We start from the raw sequence: 16,761 nt of genomic DNA on the forward strand, positions 1-16,761 counted from the left end.
GTTCAAAGCGGAGGGACCGAGGACGGGACGGCCTTCCGCGCGTTCGAGATGCGGGACCGACCGAGGGAGAGGACCACGAATCCGGCGAGGCCGAGGACGCCCGCGACGACGAACGGGACGGACGCCTGGATCGCCGGAGTGGAGCCGAACCGATCCGCCAGCACGCCCGCGACGAACAGACCCGCGGCCCCGCCGAGCAGCTGGAAGGCGAAGATGAGCCCGAACGCGGCGCCCTGGAGGCGGCGGTGGCTCGATTCCGAGACGAACGCGAAGATCCCGGGGTAGGTGAGGAACAACGCGGAGCCGAGCGTCCAGAGGACCGCGATCACGATGACCAGATTGTCGAGGAGGCCGCCGACCAGACCCGCCAGTCCGATTCCGACGTACGATCCGAGGAGGGTCCGGTACCGTCCGAAGCGGCGACTCACGCGACCGAAGAAGAACGCCGCGACGGTGCCGGCGAGGATCCACAGCGCCACGGCCACCCCCGCCGCATCCTTGGCCAGCGAGAACTTCGAGACGAGGAGCAAAGGCCCGAAGTAACTGAAGATGTTGTACACGGCGCCGCCGAGGGCGAGGGGCAGGAGCCACAGCCGCACGTCGCGCAACACGCCGACGTAGTCCCCGACGGAGGACATGCTTGCCTGAGGCCGGTACCGTCGCCCGCGGACGAGATAGAGGCCGACGGCGACCGCCGCGAGGTTGATGCCGCCCCACAGGAAGAACGGCGATTGCCAACGAAACGCTACCGCGAGGACGGCGCCGCTCGCCATTCCGAGGATGACGCCGGTGTCGCCGAACGCGCTCTGGAATCCCATCGGCCGATCGAGCTCGGGACCCTCGTACTCTCGCCCGATCCACGAAATCCCGACGGGATGGTAGAAGCTCGCGCCGACCCGCGACAGTGCGACGAACGCAAGGAGCGTCCAGAACGAGGACGAGAGGGTGACGAGCAGGGAACCGAACCCGAGGATCGCGATGCCGACCGGCAGGAATCGCGACGGATCGCGTCGATCCGCCATGACTCCGAACACGAACTGGAAGACGGCCGTCACGAGGAGCGCGGAACCTCCAAGCAGGCCGACCTCGATCGGTCCGAATCCGCCGAAGACGGCTTGGAGGACGGCAATCTGGCCCGCGAGGACCGTGACCGCGCCGTCGTTCGTCAGATGGTAAATCGAATTCGCGAAGAGGATGCGGCGGTCGCCGGCCATCGGACCGGGATGGTCGTTCGTGATAAGTCTTTAGGCCTCGGCGACCGGCGGGACGGCCGGAGTGGCCATCCGGGCTCGGAGAACGACCAGCGAGTAGATCAGGATCCAGAGAGTCAGTGACCCCGCCCCGAGCAGCGCGCCCGCGACCGACACGGACGGATCGATCCTCCGGAACGGATCGCCGCCCAACAGTCCGAAGAATCGGCCGAAGGTCCATAGATTGAGCGCGTCGGCGACAACAGCGAGCGCGATGGCGACCGAGCCAAGCATCTTCACGATGACTCCGGCGAGACGCTCCGCGGTCCAGAGGAGGTAGAGGCCCGCGGCAATCAGAACGATGATGCTCGTCGCCGCGAGCACGAGGAACCACAGGGCGATGGAGATGCTCATGATGCCGAATGTTCCAAAGAAGATCGCATCCGCCCCGATTGCGACGATAATCGCGAGTCGCTCGCGTGTCCACGCGCTTCGTCCCGACCGGTCCGCGCGGCTCCGCTCGATAAGGAATGCGCCGACGACCCCGATTATCGCGGCCGTCCACCCGACGCGCGCCAGCACGTACTGAAGGGGTTGCACCGGAACGGAATAGAGCAGGGTCCGCATGCTGGATCCATCGGCGGTCCAAACGGGGAAATACATCACCTGCGAGACGAGGGCGAGGACGCGCGCGTCGAGGACGAGCCAGATTCCCCAAATCTCGGTACCTCTTGGCCCGCGATCTCTCATGAGTGTCGAGAACAGCGCTTCCTTGGAAATATCTTACGTTTGCCGGTTACAGAGTGAGGATGGGTGGCGGCAAGTCCAAATAGACCCGGACGGATGGCGCGACCGGCCAGGAGACCGCGGACGGCCGACGGTGGTCTTTCGGGATCGCTGAGGAACGTCCCCCCTCCCTCGGAGCGGTGGCCCCGCGCAAGCGGGGGGCCTGAGAGGGCCGGCAAGGGCGCAGAAACGACACAGCCCGCCTCGAGGATGATCCGCCCGGCGGTGACGTTGACGCGGGATCTGGTGAGACGGCGACACCCCACCGGAGCAAGTCCAAGCAGGCGCGATGCGCCAGGTAGGACGCTTAGTCCAATGCCGTCAGAACAGAAGGGGGCGTACGGCGGTCACCTGGCCCCGTCTGTCGTTCGACATGGAGAGAACGACGGAATCTCACGGCGTACGAGCCGTGGGACGACGGAGCCCCGTCGAGGGGTCCGGAGGCGTCTCTCCATAGGACGACAGACGGTCCGCGTATGTTCGCGGGGTCTGCGGGCTTCGGAAACGGTTCGGCGTATTCTCAGGCCGTCGTTCCCGCGGGAGATTGAGATTCTTCTTGAATCCTCCGGGGCCGGCTAACTGTACACCCAACTGCCGCTCCAGGAACCGGAGTGCGGGTTCGAAGTCCGCGTCCAATGCGGTTCACCCGTATCCGGGAAGGTCCGATTCATCGTCGGCATCTCGGACCGGGCCGATGACCTTCTCCGCCTCGCGAACATGGCGAGCGAGGACGTCGCGCCGGTAGTGGAGTAAGATCGTCTTCGGATCCGACCAACCGGCTTGCGACATGAGGCTCCGAAGATCGTCGCCCCAATTCGTCGCGAGCGTTCTCCGGAAGGTCCGCGGGGTGATGCCTTCCGCGTGATGCTTCCGAAGGACCGCGTTCGGCCACGTCCGATGACGATGCGGCTTGTCCGTCTCGCCGCGGAAGATGTGGTCCGTCACTCCGGACTTCTCGATGTAGTCATGGAGTTCCGCGGCCGTCTCCCGCGAGAGGATGGACTCAGCGATCGTGCCGGTCTTCTGCGTCCTTCGACGCAACAGCACGACGTCATCTTCGTTCGCGATGTCCGCGAGCCGCAAGCTCACGATGTCGGAAGGCCTCATTCCCGTATCGTGCAAGAGTCGCACGACGAGTCGCTCCTCCGCGTCCTCGATGCGTTCGAGGATGGCGCGATACTCCTTGTCGGTGACGAGCTTCGGGTTCGCCGCGATCTCCTTGGGCGGACGTCGGATTCGGGCGTCGAGGCCTTTCCACTTCAGGTACAGGTTGACGCCGATGACCTTGTTGCTGAGGGAGTTCTGTCGGAACTTCGACCGGAGCCACGCCTCGTACTCCTGAACCGCCTCTAACGTGAGGGGCCGCGTTCCGAGCCAACCTTGGAACCGCTTGGCCTCTCGCAGATAGAGCCGGATCGTGTCCTCCGTCCGCGCTTGAGAGTTCGCCCGAATGAAGACGTCGAACTTCATCGCGGGCTCCTCCCGCGCGTCTCGTCCGAGAATCCTATCGAGGATTCCCGTGCCGATCCCCTTCGTCCCCCGAGAGGGTTGCAACGCGTCTCGAGGACGCGTCCTCGGGGTTCATGTTGCCCAACTACACGGAATCGTTCCCCTTGGTCCCGTGCGAGGATGCGATGGACCGGGGGCGGCATAAGGCCACCGTCGCGGTTCTCACGGAGAATGGCCCGCCGCAGCAGGGAACGACTCCCTGGAGGGGAGGGCCGCGGCGGGTTGTCAGCGGCATTCCGTACGGGTGAATAAAGGGACGGCTTCCCGCGCTGCGTCATCCGGTCCGCCACCTCCGGAGGAGCCAGACCGCCAGGACGACCACGCCGACGCCGACGCAGCACGCCGCGACGAGCGGGGCCTGGGACCCGATGATCGCGAGGACGTGCGGAATGGCGAAGCCCGACGCGAGCGGGCCGAGACTCAGGGCTTGCCGAACCCGCTGGCCCGTCACGCCCGAGACCTCCTGCGCCCTCCGAAACGGGTGCGAAGCCTTTGCCACACGCCGACGCTCGGGCTAAGCTGGGTCTTCAGTTCCGGCGAGCATTCGCGACACCGTTGTCCGGGCCATCGCCATTGGATGAGGCCGCACTCGAGACAGACGTACCGCCGTCGGGACTTCATGGCGGCCTCCTATCGACCGCGACGACCGTGCTACTGCGGGAGGACTTCGTCGCCCGTCTTCGAGGCGCCGGCGACGATTCTCCAGATTTAGGGGGTGTCAGTTCGTCGCCAAAGTGGCGACGAACGGTTTGACTTCGTCGCCAAGAGGGCGACGAGCGACGAAGTATAAGCCGCCACCCTGTTTTCGCGGTCATGTCAGGGTCTACTCCCCCTCATGCTCGATTTCCGTCACCCAATTCGCGAGCTTCATCCCGCGGGTCGTAATCATCGCCCCGACGCCGGGGAGGGTCTCGATTAGGCCGTGCTCGCGGAGGACTCGGAAATCAGACTCCGCAACGCTCGTCGCATGGACGCCGTACTTTGCGGCGACCTCGTCCGACGTGAGATGATCCTTCACCGCGAGGTCGACGAGGATCGCGAGCGGACGGCTTCCGATGTCGATGCACGTTTGAAGCGATTCCCCTCCGACGAATTGGACCTCGTCCTCGGCATATCGTCGGTAGTCGTCGAGCCGGAGGAGCGCGAACATTCGCTCCAAGAAGTCGACCGCGCTCGCGACGTGCTCGTGCGTCACGAGGACATCGACCCCCGTCGTCGTCGAGAACGCGAGGCATGCCTCCGCGACGGACACGGAGCAAAGGACGTCGAGATAGCCGAGGTTGACGATCGGCAAGCTCGCCGCCCCGTATCGCGTCAGGAGGCGGGGCATCTCCTCCCGGATGAGACGGTCCGCGTCCTCCGTGTAATGAACGTCGTCGACGCGGCGCGTCCACGTCCAGAAGACGTGACGGCGGAAGGCCTCCGCGGGCCACGGTCGGTCGAGATGGAGCGCCTCCGCGATCGTCGCGGCCGGCGTGTCCTCCTCGGCGAACGGAATCCAGAAAGGGATTCGACGGACGTCGGGAGGTCGTGCGAACGCCGGGATTTCGCGGATCGCAGACGCGGGCCACGGATAGTCGGACATCGGGAGGCGCGGGTTCGCCGTCATCAACGTCCGCACGTACGCGGGGCGCGCTCCCTTGAGCTTCATCTGCACGACGACCCGATGATTCGCGAGGACGTCCCGCAATTGCATCTGAAGTTCCGGGGACCATGCCTCGACGCCGTTCAACGTGAGGAGGCCGAGATGATTCTTCGGGAACGCGCCATACTCGATGTATTCGAGGCCGGCGACCTCCTTGTGGGTGAACGTGAGTCCCGCACGGGAGGCGGCCGCCGCGTCGACGCCTTGCCCGAGGCCGAGGCCGATCGTGACGTCGTCGACGAGGGCGGTCTTCGCTGTTCCCGAGTCACCGAAGTAGACCGCATAGAGGACGCCCGCGATCTCATCATGCTTCACGTTGCGAATCTTCGCAATGGAGTGAAGGACGAGGAGAATCGCCTCCTTCGCGGTGTCCCGTCCGATGATGTCCGGTGCGACTTCGTCAAAGAGGCGAAGTCGCGTCGAGTTCCGCGACGTCCCCATCGCGAGAAACAGGTCGCGCTCCTCTCGTCCTAACTCCCGCGGCTCCGGTCGGACGTCCAGCGGCTTGAAGAGTTCCGATACGAGGGAGAGGACGAGCGTCTTCGGGTCCGGCTCGACCGACGCGAAGAAGAGCGCTCGCGGAGGGACGACGACATCCGTCTCCGCGGGTTGAAGGAGATGCATCGGAAGCTCGACGTCGGAGAACTCGGACGTCGCCGAGGCCGGAGGGACATACGACGCGACTTGGAGACGGTGATAGTTCACGCGCCGCTTGACCTCGACGGAGAAGCTCGTCTCCCCGAGAGGCCGCTTACATCCGCCGAGCTCCTCGGAACATTCGAGGGGTTTCAGAAGCGCGTCTCGCCGTCTCGTCGATGCGAACACATACTCGACGGAGTCGACGGAACGCGTTTGCGAGGTGCCGCAACGTTTGCACGTCGCGACGACGCGAGACGGGACGAGCATTGGCTCCGAGATTCCGCGGACCTCCGCATCGACGAGGACCTCGCGATGTCTCGCGCCAAGCTCCTCAATGCGATACGACGAGGCGAGCCGCTCGATCGGGACACGTCCGCGCTCGACGAGGACGCGACGGACGTCCGATTGGGTCTCCTTCGTCTCCTTGGCGGTGGCCCCGATCGCATCCTCAATCCGGTCGAGCGCTTCGACCTCGCCGAACGCATCGAGGATGCGTTGTTCGCGCTGAGCGGAATCGACCGCGTCTTCGCCGTCGTGCGAAGGCAAGACCACTTCAATCGCCTCGCATCCGCGGCTCCGTGAAGAAGTAGGAGCTCTCGCCGCATTGGGGACAGCGGTCGAGCTTCTCGCTCAGAATCCAGATCGCGCCGCAGAGGCGGCAGCGGACTTCGCGGCTTCCATTCTGCGAGCGCTCCGATGCGGGAGCGCCAATCGTTAGCACTTAAGGTGCGTTGTCGCACCTGCGCGGTATGGCCCCAAGACCGAGAGTGTCGGGCCGATAACCTTGCTCGGTAGTCCGCGCTCCATTGGAAGCGGGTATGTACGCGGGGGTCAAAAACGATTCGCATGGAGCGCGGATCGATGAACCCCCGCGGCCGGACGAACCGGCAATCAGGATAGTCCCCGCGGGGCATTCAATCTTTCCTTCGCATGAGCGGATCGCCTCGCGCGCGCGCGAGGCGGCCGGCCTCCCCGAGCCGCCGCGGCCGGTCAACTGTGAGGCCGGTTGCCATCACATCAACCTAAACCAAGCGCTACGTTGACAGTTGACACCTCGGCTTTGGAGCGACACGTCGGGACGAGGGCCGCGCGGCGCGGAAACGTGTGACCCTGCTCGGCGGCAGCCATCACTACAACCTGAACTAAGCGCTGAGCGCACAGTTCACAGGTCGTCTTTGGAACGAGGCTCGCCATCCCTATCGCACGCGACGACACGGCGCAGGAAACGAGGGAACGAGGGCGCGGGAAAGGGCCGGGCCGCATGGCCCGGCATGATGGGGAACGAAGGGGGAGGGCGAGACGCACGTACGACAACGTACGGCGAACAGACGGGGGCGTACGGCGGTCACCTGGCCCTTTATGATGCCGCCACGGGGAGAATGATCCCAGCCGGACCGGACATGTTGCCGCCGGCATAGGACCCTCTGAACGAGGCTTGCAGGCATCTCTTCATAGAACAACAGAAGGCCCCGCGTCTGTCTAGCCGTATCCTGGGACCTCTGGATCGGGCTCAGGATCCCAGAGCCCTCCTTCTTAGGTTCTTACGTCAACGGATCAGTGAGACGACGGCCAAGACAACAGTTGCGCCTGCGAGGACTACGGTGGCAAGGGCGAGTAGTCGAGTTGCCCTAGCCGTTTTCCGCATCTCATCGAGGGTTTTCTCCGAGGACGCGAGGACGAGATAACTCTCGAGCCCCATGACGTGCTCTGCCAACAGTCGAGTCTCAGTCGTTCCCGATGGAGACCTCACGAATGTCCTAACGAGTTCGAGCAATCGAGTCCGAACCTGCGAATCGATGTCCTCGTTCATGAGGCCGAATCGACAGGAAAAGTGAAGTATCTTCGTCTACAGGTGCATCTCCACGTACTCGGGGATCTCACCCTTCCATAGCCGGTTAATCGAGATCCGCTTCTAGCTGGAACTGTCGAGCCTGGCGGCTCGGGACGACCTCGTTGACCGAGGCCTTGCGTCCCGTCCTCAGCGTTCCAAGAGTCCGGTGATGGCGCCAATGATTCCACCTACGATTGCGCCAACCGGCCCGCCCACGAAGAACCCGACCGTCATCAAGCCGGGCACCGTGAAGATGACTATCCTCACGGGCCGATGACTATGGGGCGACTACGCTTAAGTTCTTGCACCGGGTCGACGAAAGTGGTCCCGCTCTGGCCGATCCGAGCAGAAGGGGCCTCCGCCGGCGGTAACCTGGCCCTCGTATCCGAGTTCCTGATAAAGGCCCCGATCGCTCCCTGGCGCCCGCTTCGCCGTGCGGAAAGAGTGAAGTGGGGTGCGAAACATGGGCCTGCGATGTCGGAGAGCCCTTCCCGAATTCGCATTCGCCCAGCGAAACGGGAGGACATCCCGGCCATCGTGACGATCTCGAACGCTTCCGTAAGCCCGGGGGAGGATGTCGGGTTCGGCACGCCGCAGTCCGAATCATCCTTCAGTGATACGAGGCGGCTCTCTGCTGCGTGGCAGGATCCGAACCGCGTGGGTGGGGAGGAGGTCTGGGTGGCCGAGGCCGAAGGTCGCGTCGTCGGCTGTGTGATCCTCGAGGATCGGGGCGAAGCGCTCGAGCTGATCAACATCGATGTGCCACGAGATCTGCAAGGCCAGGGAATCGGCACTCGGATGGTTCGGCTCGTCGAGGAGCGCGCCCGGAAAGAACGAAAGCGCGCCGTGACCCTAGGCACGAGCCGAAACGCGGCGGGGGTGGCGTGGAAATCGTTCCCCTGGTGGACCTCGCAGGGCTTCCGAGTCACAGGCGAGGAAGAAAACGATTGGACTCGGTCGATCGGGCCGGGGGTTCGGGAAATCCGGATGCGGAAGGATCTCCTCGCGCTCGGTGTTCCGACGAGCGACGTCCAACTTCGGGATGTGCGCGAAAGCGACCTGCCGATCTTTTTCGAATTCCAGCGGGACCCGGTCGCCAACCGCATGGCAGCCTTCACGGCGAGGGACCCGTCGGATCGCGCGGCATTCCAAGCCCACTGGGCGAAGATCCTGAGTGACGAGACAATCACGAATCAGACGATCGTCTCCGACGGAAGGGTGGTCGGGCACGTCGCGAAGTTCGTCGACAAGGAGTTCGGCAAGCCGGAGGTCACGTATTGGATCGGAAGGGAGTTCTGGGGCAGGGGCTTGGCCACGAAGGCCCTTTCCGAATTCCTCCGTCACGTCGCTGTGCGTCCGATCTACGGTCGCGCCGCGAAAGACAACCTCGCGTCCCTCCGGGTCCTGGAAAAGTGCGGGTTCCGAATCGTCGGCTATGCCAAGGGGTTTGCGAACGCCCGAGGCGAGGAAATCGAGGAAGTGATGCTGGTACTCGATGCGAACGACGAATCCGCTCGGTGACGATCACCCGGCGCGCTTCTCGGGCGGTGCATCCAGCTCGAACCACAGCTCGACTTCGTATCCGTCCGGATCCGACACGAACACGTACGGCTCTCCGGGGACGAACTCCCCTCGTCGCAGCATCTTGGCACCCGCAGCCTTCGCGTCCTCCACCGCGGCCTCGATGTCTCGGGCATCTCGCAGGCGGAATCCGATGTGGGAGACCCCGCCTGGCACGCCTGCCTTTTGGCGATCCTGCTCGAAGACGATGACGTCGTGGCTCCGCGGCGTCTGGACCTGAATGCTGCGCTCGTCCCGATACAAGACCTCGACGCCGAGGAGGCGTTCATGGAACCGGAGCGAGCGCTCCATGTCGCGAACGGCAAGGCCGACGTGGGTGAGCCCGTAGGTGCGGACCATCGCGTCACGCTCCCGACTTGCGTTCCGCCGGTGCGAAGAATACGAGAGCGGTGAGATCCTCGGCGATATCGTGGAACCGATGCTCCACGCGGGCCGGGACAAACACGACCGATCCTGACTGCACGTCCCGGTCTTCGGAACCGACCCGAATCCGCGCGCGCCCTCCTGTAACGACATAGACCTCATCCTCGGTGTGTGGCGATTGCGGATCCATGGCTGCCTTCGGAAGAGCGTACAGCCCGCCGCTCATGGTCGAAACCCGAAGGAACTCCAGGTACGTTCTCCCCTGGCGCTTTCGGCGGGCTGACAACTCGGCGATTTCGAACGCGTCCATCGAGGCCTCCAGCCGAGGATGATTTCGACGCATATAGGCGTCACGTCGGCCATCCGGTGTAAGCCGCAACATTAAGTAGCATCAACCTGTTTGCGAAGTCGTTCCGATGTCATCCGAACCGACCGAAGACGAGCGGAGGCGCCATTCTCCTCCACCCGTGGAGTTCGTGCGCCCGGATGAGGAGCAGGCCCCGCTCCCACCGCGGGACCAGCCGGCGGCGTGGGTGCCCCGCCCGGAAGACTATCGACCGCCCGAACAGTGGCCCGTTCCGGTCCGGCCACCCCCGGGGCGATCGAACCTCCCGAAGTTTGCTGGCATCCTCCTGGTCCTCGCAGGCGTCGTCGGCATGGCGGGGGCGATCTACAACGCCGTGACCTTACCGTCCGTCGCGGACTACGCCGACTTCATCAATAACAATTCGCCGGAGATCGTCGCGGCCTTGCAGATTTGCGGCCTCATCTCGATCTGGTCGCAGGCGCTTGCAATCCTCGGCGGCGTCATGGCGTTCCAACGCATGAACTGGCGACTGACGCTCGTGTGCGCGATCTTCTCCCTGTTCACCCTCGGCGTCGTCTACTTCGAGGCATCCGCCATTGGGTTGCTCGGCCTCATCGTGACCGTGCTCGCGCGGCCATACTTCGTGACGTAAGTCGAGAGACCCGCAGACAGTCGCCGTCGGTCTTCAAGCGCGGATGTCGTCTCGTCTTCGGATGAGGAAGCGACATACCGGATCGCCCGCGACGACCCGGTGGGACGTCTCGACGTCGGCGTGGAGCAGTTTCTGGAACATCTCCCGTTCGACGCCGCACGCGTCGGGATAGACTTCGGCTACGGCCATGATGGGGCAATTGTGCTCCATCATCTCGATCGACGTGCGGCCGGCGCGGCCGAGTTCCGCCATGTAGCCGCCCTCGTCCCGAATCTTGACAAGCTCCTCGACCCGACCGCGCAACGGGCCGTCCGGGATCCGATGGCGGTTCGCCTCGAGGACCTCCTGCGCGCGCTGCTTCAGGAGCCGGACGACCGCGTCGTGTCCGAGTCTTTCCTCGATGAACCGCAGCGCGCAGAGCGTCATGTGCGTGTACGCTTCCGGAAAGAGGGACGCGGATCGTCCGCTGAGGCGGAAATAGACCCGGGGGCGGCCGCGACCTCCCGCCTTGAAGGACCGCTCGATGAGGCCTTTCCCCTCGAGTGCGGTGAGATGCTTCAACGTCGCCATCTTTGATATCCTCAGCTCCAGCGAGAGGTCCGTCAGGGACACGGAGCCTTGGCGCTTCAGGGACAGGAGGATCTGCCGCTTCGCCGACGAGAACCCAGCGTCGAGCGCGCCCGCGTCGACTTCGCCCGGAGCCATCATGCGAGGAAGAAGGCGAGCGGAGATAATATACCTGATCATTTACAAAATAAACTTCGGCGGACCTCTCACAGGTGGCGCCGCCTCGCAAGATTCTTCCACCGGCGGACGTTCGCCTCCGCAATGCGGAAACGGACGCTGGGCCGGACGCGGCTCCAAGTCGGCGAGATCGGGTTCGGCGCATGGGCCGTCGGTGGGAACGCCCACGGCAATTCGTACGGTCCGACGGACGACGCGCAGTCGATCGCCGCGATCCGCCGGGCGCTCGATCTCGGCGTCAACTTCTTCGACACGGCAGACGTCTACGGCTGGGGACACAGCGAGGAGATCCTCGGACAGGCCCTCGAAGGCCGCCGCGATGACGTCGTCCTGGCGACGAAGGTGGGCGGGGACTTCTACCACGGCGGCGTCCGTACGAACTTCGAGCCGGGGTACATCGCCTTCGCCCTCGAACAGTCCCTCCGGCGGCTGCGCACGGACCGCGTGGACCTGTACCAGTTGCACAATCCGCCGCCGGAGATGATGGGGGACCCCGCGACCTACGAGGCGCTCGACTCGCTGAGGGCGGAACACCGGATCGAGCACTATGGGGTCTCGATCCACGAGCCGTACGAGGGGACGTTGTGCCTCGAGGCGGGGAAGCCGGACGTCCTCCAGGTCCCCTTCAGCCTGTTCCGCCAGGAGTGGATCGACGAGCTTTTCGCCGAGGCCCGGACGGCGGGCGTCGGGATCATCGCCCGAGAACCGCTCGGCAACGGATTCTTGACTGGGAGGATCCGGCCCGACGCCCGGTTCCCTCCGGGAGACATCCGCCATCACTGGACGCCTTCGATGGTCGCGGGACGCGCGACGGCGGCGGACGGGCTCCGATTCCTCGCGCGTCCGGACCGGACGATGGCCCAAGCGGCCCTGCGGTTCGTCCTCGCGTTCCCGGAGGTGTCCGTCACGATCCCCGGGGCGAAGACGCCGGCGCAGGTCGAGGAGAACGCGGCCGACGCGCCGCCCCTCACCGACGCGGAGGTCGCGAAGGCGCGCGTGGTGTACGCGAAGGACTTCGACCTCTGAGCCGACGTCTGAAAGCTTTTAGCCAACCCTCCGCTTAGCCCTCCATGGGAGCGCGCAGGCGAATGTGGGGCCGGGACGACCTCCTCGCCGAACTCAAAGGGCTTGGCCTTCTGCGCGACCGCGCGCTCGAACGTTCGTTTCGCCGCGTGCGGCAGGAGGCGTTCTTGCCGGAGGTGTTCGGGCCGCTCGCGTATTCGGACATGCCCCTGCCGATCCTCGCCGCCCCGAGTCCGCCGACGATGCCCTCCCCGCGATGCCTCATCGCCGCGCTCGACCTCCTCGAGCCCGCGTCGGGCCAGCGCATCCTGATCGCGGGATGCCGTGGCGGATACGTCGCGGGGCTCCTCGCGGAGATCGTCGGCGCGGAGCGCATCGCCGTCGCCGAGTCCGATCCGGCCCGGCTCTCCCGCGCCGCCGAGAGACTCCGGGATGCGGGGCTCGACCGCGTGCGCGTCGTGTCCGCGCCGCCCGAGGAAGCGTTCGACCGGATCCTCGTGCTCGACGCCACGCCGCCGCGGCACCTCGTCCCGAGGTTGGCCGATCCGGGTTTCCTGATCGCCCGCGGCCGCGGCGTACACGATCTCGCGTTCCTCAAGCTCGTCCGGAACGCCGGGGAGACGATGCAGATGACGTTCAACGAGGCGCCGTCCGGCGGGATCGCGGGAGGGCGCGACTCGGAGCCGCCATGCGCCGTGGACTTTGGCCGACTCTTCGCCGTCGAGGACCTCCTCGTCCATGCGTGGGAGGGCCGCGTCACGGGCCACTACGACCAGCACTTCCGAGACATCGCGGAGGAGACGTTCGCCGGCGGGCCTCTGGACGTGAGCGCCTTCGACCCTCACGACGAGCCGCGCAAGGACGCGGCGCGACGTGCGTTCCAGGCCGCCTACATCCTGCAGAGCGCGGGGGAGCTGGACCGGGCCGCCGATGCGTACGAGCGCTCGATCCGCCTCGTCCCGTCAGCCGAGGCGCACACGTTCCATGGGTGGACGTTGAGTTTCATGGGCCGGTACGACGACGCGATCGAGGCGTGCAAGCACGCGATCGAGGTCGACCCCGCGTTCGGCAATCCGTACAACGACATCGGGGCGTACCTGATCGAGGTCGGCCGTCTCGACGAGGCGATCCCATGGCTTGAGCGGGCGACCACGGCGCCCCGCTACTGCTGTTACTTCTACGCCCACACGAACCTCGCGCGCGTCTACCTGCAAAAGGGGATGCGGGAGAAGGCGCGGAAGCACTTGCTCCAGGCGCTCCGCGTGAACCCGGAGTACAAACCCGCCCAGGAGCTGCTGCGCCGGATTGATGGCCACGGCGGCTATCACGCGTGAGGCGCGAGAATCGCATCGCGAACGGCGAGGAACTCGTGGTGGGAGAGCGTCGCCTCCGGACCTCGGGACACGAGGATCTCTGCGGAGCCTTCCGCGGTCGTTAGGATCAGTTTGTCCGCGACGACCCGCGAACCTGAGGACACGTCCGCAGGCTCGACGACGTGGGCGACATCGCTGACCGACTTCCGTTCCATCTCCCTTTGAATGACATAGCCTTGGAATTCCTTGACGTTCCAAGCGCCGTGCACCTCGAGATGCGCGCGAAACTCGAGGATGCGCCGGTCCGTAACAAGGAGCGTACCCCCTTGGACTGCGAGCAGCACGAGGGGCCATTCCTCATCCCCAAGGTGTTGACCGAACAACGACAGGCGGTACGGATCCCTCCTCGCGCCGCGACCGAGCCCAAGCACTGCCGTCCTCTCGAACGCGTCGGCGTCGCGCATCTCGCGACCGATGGGATCGCGGGAGATGAACGTTCCCTTGGGGGTCCGTACGACGAGCACCCTTAAGTTGGCCGCCAGATTGACTTGGGCGACTGTGTCGACGACGAAGACGGGCGAGGCGAAGGACGCGTTGGAACGAGGGGACTTCGAGGGCGCGTTCCGCATCGTCGAAGAGGCGGTGGGCGCCGCTCCGGACGACCCGGAGGCGCGTGAGCTCTACGCGGTCACGCACCTCGCGAAGGCGATCCGGCTCTCCGACCGCGCCCGGGAGGCCCGGCGACAGGAGTTGATTCGCCGCGCAATCGATTACGACGTCGAGTTCGAGGACACCGCAGACGTGTCCCGGATGTTCGACGAAGCCCTCGCCGCGATCGAGGATGTCTTGCGAGTACAGCCGGGGCACTGGAAGGCGCTCCTCCTCAAGGCGAGCCTGCTGTTCCGGAAAGACCGGGTGGCGGGACGTCCGCAGGCGCTCGAGATCCTCGCGAAACTCGCGGACGCGGACCCGACGAACCGACAGGTGCCCTTCACGATCCGGAAGATCGAGCGCCCGTGTCCCCGATGCGAGGACACGGGCTTCTGTTCGTACTGCAAGGGCCGTGGGAGCAAGCGATTCCTCCGGATCGAATCGAAATGCGCAAAGTGCTACGGCCGGGGCATCTGTCCCGCGTGCGGACTCCTCTAGTCACTCGTCCTCGTCCTCGAGGTCCGCGAGCGCCTGGTCCTTCCCCTCGATCCACTCGACGCGGTCCGCGCGGCCGATCTCGCCGCAGGCGAGGCACTCCCACCCGAGCGCGTAGTCCTCGAACATCACGAGGCCCCGTTCCTCCTTGCCGCATTTCGAGCACGGACCCGTCACGTAGCCGCTCACCCGGAACGCGCGGATGACGGTCTCGCCCATCGGCTGACCCCGCGCACGCCTCACTTGTCCGCGGCGTCGTCCTCGCCGGTCGGGTGGACGTACCAGTCCGGCACGCCCTCGTCGCCGCCGAGGTCGCACTTCGGGCAGACGTAATCGAGGATCGGATAGTTGCCGTGGGAGTGTTGCACGAAGAAGATCTTCTCGGAACCGCACTTGTCGCACTTCTGCGGCTCCCCGCCGATGTTCTTCCGGCTGAACATCGCGCGTACGAGACGACGGGCGGACATAAAGCTGCCGGTGCCCGCAATCTCTTTCGGAGGAAGCCCGATGGCCGTCCGTGTTCCTGCGGTTCTCCCGCTTCCGGTTCCGGGAGGGCAAGGAGTCGGACGGGATCGAGATCCTCCGGAGGCATGCGACCGCGATCCGCGCGGCGCCAGGCTGCCGGGACGCATGGCTCGGGCAGGGCCAGCATCCCGCGACGGAATGCGTCCTGGTGGCCCTGTTCGACGACGAAGATTCCCTCCGGAGGCTCGAGGCGCGCCTGCGCTCGGATCCGCTCCAAGGAGGCGATTTCTTTTCCCTCCTCTCCCTGACCACGGCGCCGCCGGAAGTCACGCAGTACGAGATCCGGTAGTCGGGAGTCAGGGAGCTTTTTAGGGGGGTGTGCCGATGCGGACCCGGGGAAATCAATGGCGGTTTCATTCGCGACGCTCGACCAACGACTGTCGCGCGACGTGCGTCAGCTGCACGACTATCTCTGGGACCCCACGTGGACCGGGAACGAGGAACGGCTTCGGAAGGACCTGCTGAGGGGCGCCGCGTCGCTCGACGCCTTCCTGAAAGTTGGCGGTCGCCTGCGCAAGCACGCGGCGGCGCTCGCGACGCCTTGGAACCGGGAGCATCAGGGAAGCGCGTTGTACGAATTGCTCGATGATGTGCTCGGCCTCACGGCCGCCACCGAGCTGATCCCGAAGTCGAAGCTCCGGGAAGCCGTCGTGCGGGCGGAGGCGGTGATCGAGAGCACGAGCATCGGAGTCTGCTCGACCGCGAATTGCTTCGAGATCGTCGAGGAATGGGAGGCGAAGAAGATCGATTTCGAGACGTACACCCGACGCCTCGCGGACGCCCTCGCGTCGAGACTCGTCCTGCAATCCGATCAGTTCCGGCGAGTCTTGAACGCCATCCATGACCTCGGATCGGAATGGGACGTGTCGGCATCGAAGACGGAACAAACGCTGGCGGCGCGGGCCGCGACCGAAGGCGCGGCGTGGTGCGTGATACGCAGCATCGCGATCCGCACGATGCTCGGCGAGCCGCCAAAGGTGCCCGAGAAAGACTTCGGAGACCTCCTGGAACGGGTCGTCCGGAGGCTGTGATGGGTACCTCAGACCTTTGAGTCAGACGGGATCCTCATCGCCGATCCAATACAGCCGCCTTCTTCACGCGGTCCACGATTGAGTGCGAAGCTGGGACGCGACGCAAGCGCCCACGAAGCGACTCTTTCGGCGCGCCGCGCTCGACGGGGCCGCCTGGTGCGCGGTCCGGGTGAGGTCGATTCGCAGCATGCTCACGAATCCCGCTCAAGTATCGCGAGAGTGACTTTCAGGCGGTGATAGAAAACGCTCCCAGCCGGACGTGAGATGGCGGCCGTCCGCGAAAGCGCCATCGCAAGCAACGGGCACCAATGCCAAGCATTGCCTCAGTTTCGGGCCAGAGGCTCGTGCTTTCGGTGGCCCCCCTGACGCCTTTATGAGGCACCCTCCACTAGGGTCTTCTGAGTTAGTGTTTGAAACCACAGCAGGGAGTTCTCTGGGCTGGTCCCCCGCCCAGGATCATCCCTCGACGCCCAGAC

At 65.2% G+C, this 16,761-nt stretch carries 19 protein-coding genes, 1 other RNA gene and 1 pseudogene; 9 read left to right on the top strand and 12 right to left on the bottom strand.

Annotated features, from left to right (window positions below; genetic code table 11):
* Positions 1 to 2: 2 nt before the first annotated feature.
* Positions 3 to 1,214: an MFS transporter gene (locus tag VF992_08445; GenBank protein ID HEX9341180.1), complete on the bottom strand. Its 1,212-nt coding sequence runs from the start codon at positions 1,212 to 1,214 to the stop codon at positions 3 to 5.
* Between the two features lie 30 nt (positions 1,215 to 1,244).
* Positions 1,245 to 1,940, bottom strand: coding sequence for a hypothetical protein (locus VF992_08450; protein ID HEX9341181.1), 696 nt, complete (start codon positions 1,938 to 1,940; stop codon positions 1,245 to 1,247).
* Positions 1,941 to 2,048: 108 nt separating this feature from the next.
* Between VF992_08450 and rnpB the strand changes: the two genes are divergently transcribed.
* Positions 2,049 to 2,329: RNase P RNA component (gene rnpB, locus VF992_08455), an RNA gene on the top strand.
* A gap of 289 nt (positions 2,330 to 2,618) precedes the next feature.
* Here rnpB and VF992_08460 read toward each other — a convergent pair.
* From VF992_08460 to VF992_08475, 4 genes are all read right to left on the bottom strand, one after another.
* Entirely contained in the window at positions 2,619 to 3,446 is an 828-nt protein-coding gene (locus VF992_08460; GenBank protein HEX9341182.1) for a site-specific integrase, read from the bottom strand.
* A 313-nt stretch (positions 3,447 to 3,759) separates the two neighbouring features.
* Complete coding sequence (locus VF992_08465) at positions 3,760 to 3,936, bottom strand: hypothetical protein (protein ID HEX9341183.1); 177 nt, start codon at positions 3,934 to 3,936, stop codon at positions 3,760 to 3,762.
* A gap of 372 nt (positions 3,937 to 4,308) precedes the next feature.
* Positions 4,309 to 6,321, bottom strand: a complete 2,013-nt coding sequence (locus tag VF992_08470) for a hypothetical protein (protein HEX9341184.1) — start codon at positions 6,319 to 6,321, stop codon at positions 4,309 to 4,311.
* Positions 6,322 to 7,315: 994 nt separating this feature from the next.
* Positions 7,316 to 7,579 carry a hypothetical protein gene (locus VF992_08475; GenBank protein ID HEX9341185.1) on the bottom strand — a complete coding sequence of 88 codons (264 nt, stop codon included), beginning with the start codon at positions 7,577 to 7,579 and terminating at the stop codon, positions 7,316 to 7,318.
* Between the two features lie 495 nt (positions 7,580 to 8,074).
* Between VF992_08475 and VF992_08480 the strand changes: the two are divergent.
* Positions 8,075 to 8,530: pseudogene (locus VF992_08480) on the top strand (GNAT family N-acetyltransferase).
* Between the two features lie 57 nt (positions 8,531 to 8,587).
* Positions 8,588 to 9,121: a GNAT family N-acetyltransferase gene (locus tag VF992_08485; GenBank protein ID HEX9341186.1), complete on the top strand. Its 534-nt coding sequence runs from the start codon at positions 8,588 to 8,590 to the stop codon at positions 9,119 to 9,121.
* Between the two features lie 3 nt (positions 9,122 to 9,124).
* On the opposite strand, the gene VF992_08490 is transcribed toward VF992_08485, so the two are convergent.
* The gene (locus VF992_08490; protein ID HEX9341187.1) at positions 9,125 to 9,520 is read right to left on the bottom strand and encodes a VOC family protein; all 396 of its coding nucleotides are present in this window, start codon (positions 9,518 to 9,520) and stop codon (positions 9,125 to 9,127) included.
* A gap of 4 nt (positions 9,521 to 9,524) precedes the next feature.
* Positions 9,525 to 9,854, bottom strand: a complete 330-nt coding sequence (locus VF992_08495; GenBank protein HEX9341188.1) for a cupin domain-containing protein — start codon at positions 9,852 to 9,854, stop codon at positions 9,525 to 9,527.
* Between the two features lie 106 nt (positions 9,855 to 9,960).
* On the opposite strand from VF992_08495, the gene VF992_08500 reads away from it, so the two are divergent.
* Entirely contained in the window at positions 9,961 to 10,503 is a 543-nt protein-coding gene (locus VF992_08500) for a hypothetical protein (GenBank protein HEX9341189.1), read from the top strand.
* Between the two features lie 33 nt (positions 10,504 to 10,536).
* Here the strand turns inward: VF992_08500 and VF992_08505 are convergent, their stop codons facing one another.
* Positions 10,537 to 11,211 carry a metalloregulator ArsR/SmtB family transcription factor gene (locus VF992_08505; protein ID HEX9341190.1) on the bottom strand — a complete coding sequence of 225 codons (675 nt, stop codon included), beginning with the start codon at positions 11,209 to 11,211 and terminating at the stop codon, positions 10,537 to 10,539.
* Positions 11,212 to 11,331: 120 nt separating this feature from the next.
* On the opposite strand from VF992_08505, the gene VF992_08510 reads away from it, so the two are divergent.
* Positions 11,332 to 12,273, top strand: a complete 942-nt coding sequence (locus VF992_08510) for an aldo/keto reductase (GenBank protein ID HEX9341191.1) — start codon at positions 11,332 to 11,334, stop codon at positions 12,271 to 12,273.
* A 44-nt stretch (positions 12,274 to 12,317) separates the two neighbouring features.
* Positions 12,318 to 13,604, top strand: coding sequence for a tetratricopeptide repeat protein (locus VF992_08515; protein HEX9341192.1), 1,287 nt, complete (start codon positions 12,318 to 12,320; stop codon positions 13,602 to 13,604).
* Here VF992_08515 and VF992_08520 read toward each other — a convergent pair.
* Positions 13,595 to 14,047, bottom strand: a complete 453-nt coding sequence (locus VF992_08520; protein ID HEX9341193.1) for a hypothetical protein — start codon at positions 14,045 to 14,047, stop codon at positions 13,595 to 13,597. The two genes, VF992_08515 and VF992_08520, sit on opposite strands and share 10 nt — an antisense overlap.
* Positions 14,048 to 14,141: 94 nt before the next feature.
* Between VF992_08520 and VF992_08525 the strand changes: the two genes are divergently transcribed.
* A complete protein-coding gene (locus tag VF992_08525) occupies positions 14,142 to 14,732 on the top strand; it encodes a tetratricopeptide repeat protein (protein HEX9341194.1) in 591 nt (196 codons plus the stop codon).
* Here VF992_08525 and VF992_08530 read toward each other — a convergent pair whose 3' ends face one another.
* Both VF992_08530 and VF992_08535 read right to left on the bottom strand, forming a co-directional pair.
* Positions 14,733 to 14,948 (bottom strand): hypothetical protein, encoded by a 216-nt coding sequence (locus VF992_08530; GenBank protein HEX9341195.1) that lies wholly within the window; start codon positions 14,946 to 14,948, stop codon positions 14,733 to 14,735.
* 20 nt (positions 14,949 to 14,968) lie between these two features.
* A complete protein-coding gene (locus VF992_08535) occupies positions 14,969 to 15,169 on the bottom strand; it encodes a hypothetical protein (protein ID HEX9341196.1) in 201 nt (66 codons plus the stop codon).
* Positions 15,170 to 15,246: 77 nt separating this feature from the next.
* Here VF992_08535 and VF992_08540 point away from each other — a divergent pair, with 77 nt between their 5' ends.
* Both VF992_08540 and VF992_08545 read left to right on the top strand, forming a co-directional pair.
* Positions 15,247 to 15,543 (top strand): antibiotic biosynthesis monooxygenase, encoded by a 297-nt coding sequence (locus VF992_08540; protein HEX9341197.1) that lies wholly within the window; start codon positions 15,247 to 15,249, stop codon positions 15,541 to 15,543.
* Between the two features lie 55 nt (positions 15,544 to 15,598).
* A complete protein-coding gene (locus VF992_08545) occupies positions 15,599 to 16,285 on the top strand; it encodes a hypothetical protein (GenBank protein HEX9341198.1) in 687 nt (228 codons plus the stop codon).
* The last annotated feature ends 476 nt before the right edge of the window (positions 16,286 to 16,761 follow it).

Source organism: Thermoplasmata archaeon, from assembly GCA_036395115.1.
Lineage (GTDB): Archaea > Thermoplasmatota > Thermoplasmata > RBG-16-68-12 > RBG-16-68-12 > RBG-16-68-12.

What these genes read in the sequence shown, in the direction of transcription:
- VF992_08445 (HEX9341180.1), bottom strand. Translation starts at nt 1,214, where the DNA reads ATGGCCGGCGACCGCCGCATCCTCTTCGCGAATTCGATTTACCATCTG.
- VF992_08450 (HEX9341181.1), bottom strand. Translation starts at nt 1,940, where the DNA reads ATGAGAGATCGCGGGCCAAGAGGTACCGAGATTTGGGGAATCTGGCTC.
- VF992_08460 (HEX9341182.1), bottom strand. Translation starts at nt 3,446, where the DNA reads ATGAAGTTCGACGTCTTCATTCGGGCGAACTCTCAAGCGCGGACGGAG.
- VF992_08475 (HEX9341185.1), bottom strand. Translation starts at nt 7,579, where the DNA reads ATGAACGAGGACATCGATTCGCAGGTTCGGACTCGATTGCTCGAACTC.
- VF992_08485 (HEX9341186.1), top strand. Translation starts at nt 8,588, where the DNA reads ATGCGGAAGGATCTCCTCGCGCTCGGTGTTCCGACGAGCGACGTCCAA.
- VF992_08490 (HEX9341187.1), bottom strand. Translation starts at nt 9,520, where the DNA reads ATGGTCCGCACCTACGGGCTCACCCACGTCGGCCTTGCCGTTCGCGAC.
- VF992_08495 (HEX9341188.1), bottom strand. Translation starts at nt 9,854, where the DNA reads ATGGACGCGTTCGAAATCGCCGAGTTGTCAGCCCGCCGAAAGCGCCAG.
- VF992_08500 (HEX9341189.1), top strand. Translation starts at nt 9,961, where the DNA reads ATGTCATCCGAACCGACCGAAGACGAGCGGAGGCGCCATTCTCCTCCA.
- VF992_08505 (HEX9341190.1), bottom strand. Translation starts at nt 11,211, where the DNA reads ATGATGGCTCCGGGCGAAGTCGACGCGGGCGCGCTCGACGCTGGGTTC.
- VF992_08510 (HEX9341191.1), top strand. Translation starts at nt 11,332, where the DNA reads ATGCGGAAACGGACGCTGGGCCGGACGCGGCTCCAAGTCGGCGAGATC.
- VF992_08515 (HEX9341192.1), top strand. Translation starts at nt 12,318, where the DNA reads ATGGGAGCGCGCAGGCGAATGTGGGGCCGGGACGACCTCCTCGCCGAA.
- VF992_08520 (HEX9341193.1), bottom strand. Translation starts at nt 14,047, where the DNA reads ATGCGCGACGCCGACGCGTTCGAGAGGACGGCAGTGCTTGGGCTCGGT.
- VF992_08530 (HEX9341195.1), bottom strand. Translation starts at nt 14,948, where the DNA reads ATGGGCGAGACCGTCATCCGCGCGTTCCGGGTGAGCGGCTACGTGACG.
- VF992_08535 (HEX9341196.1), bottom strand. Translation starts at nt 15,169, where the DNA reads ATGTTCAGCCGGAAGAACATCGGCGGGGAGCCGCAGAAGTGCGACAAG.
- VF992_08545 (HEX9341198.1), top strand. Translation starts at nt 15,599, where the DNA reads ATGGCGGTTTCATTCGCGACGCTCGACCAACGACTGTCGCGCGACGTG.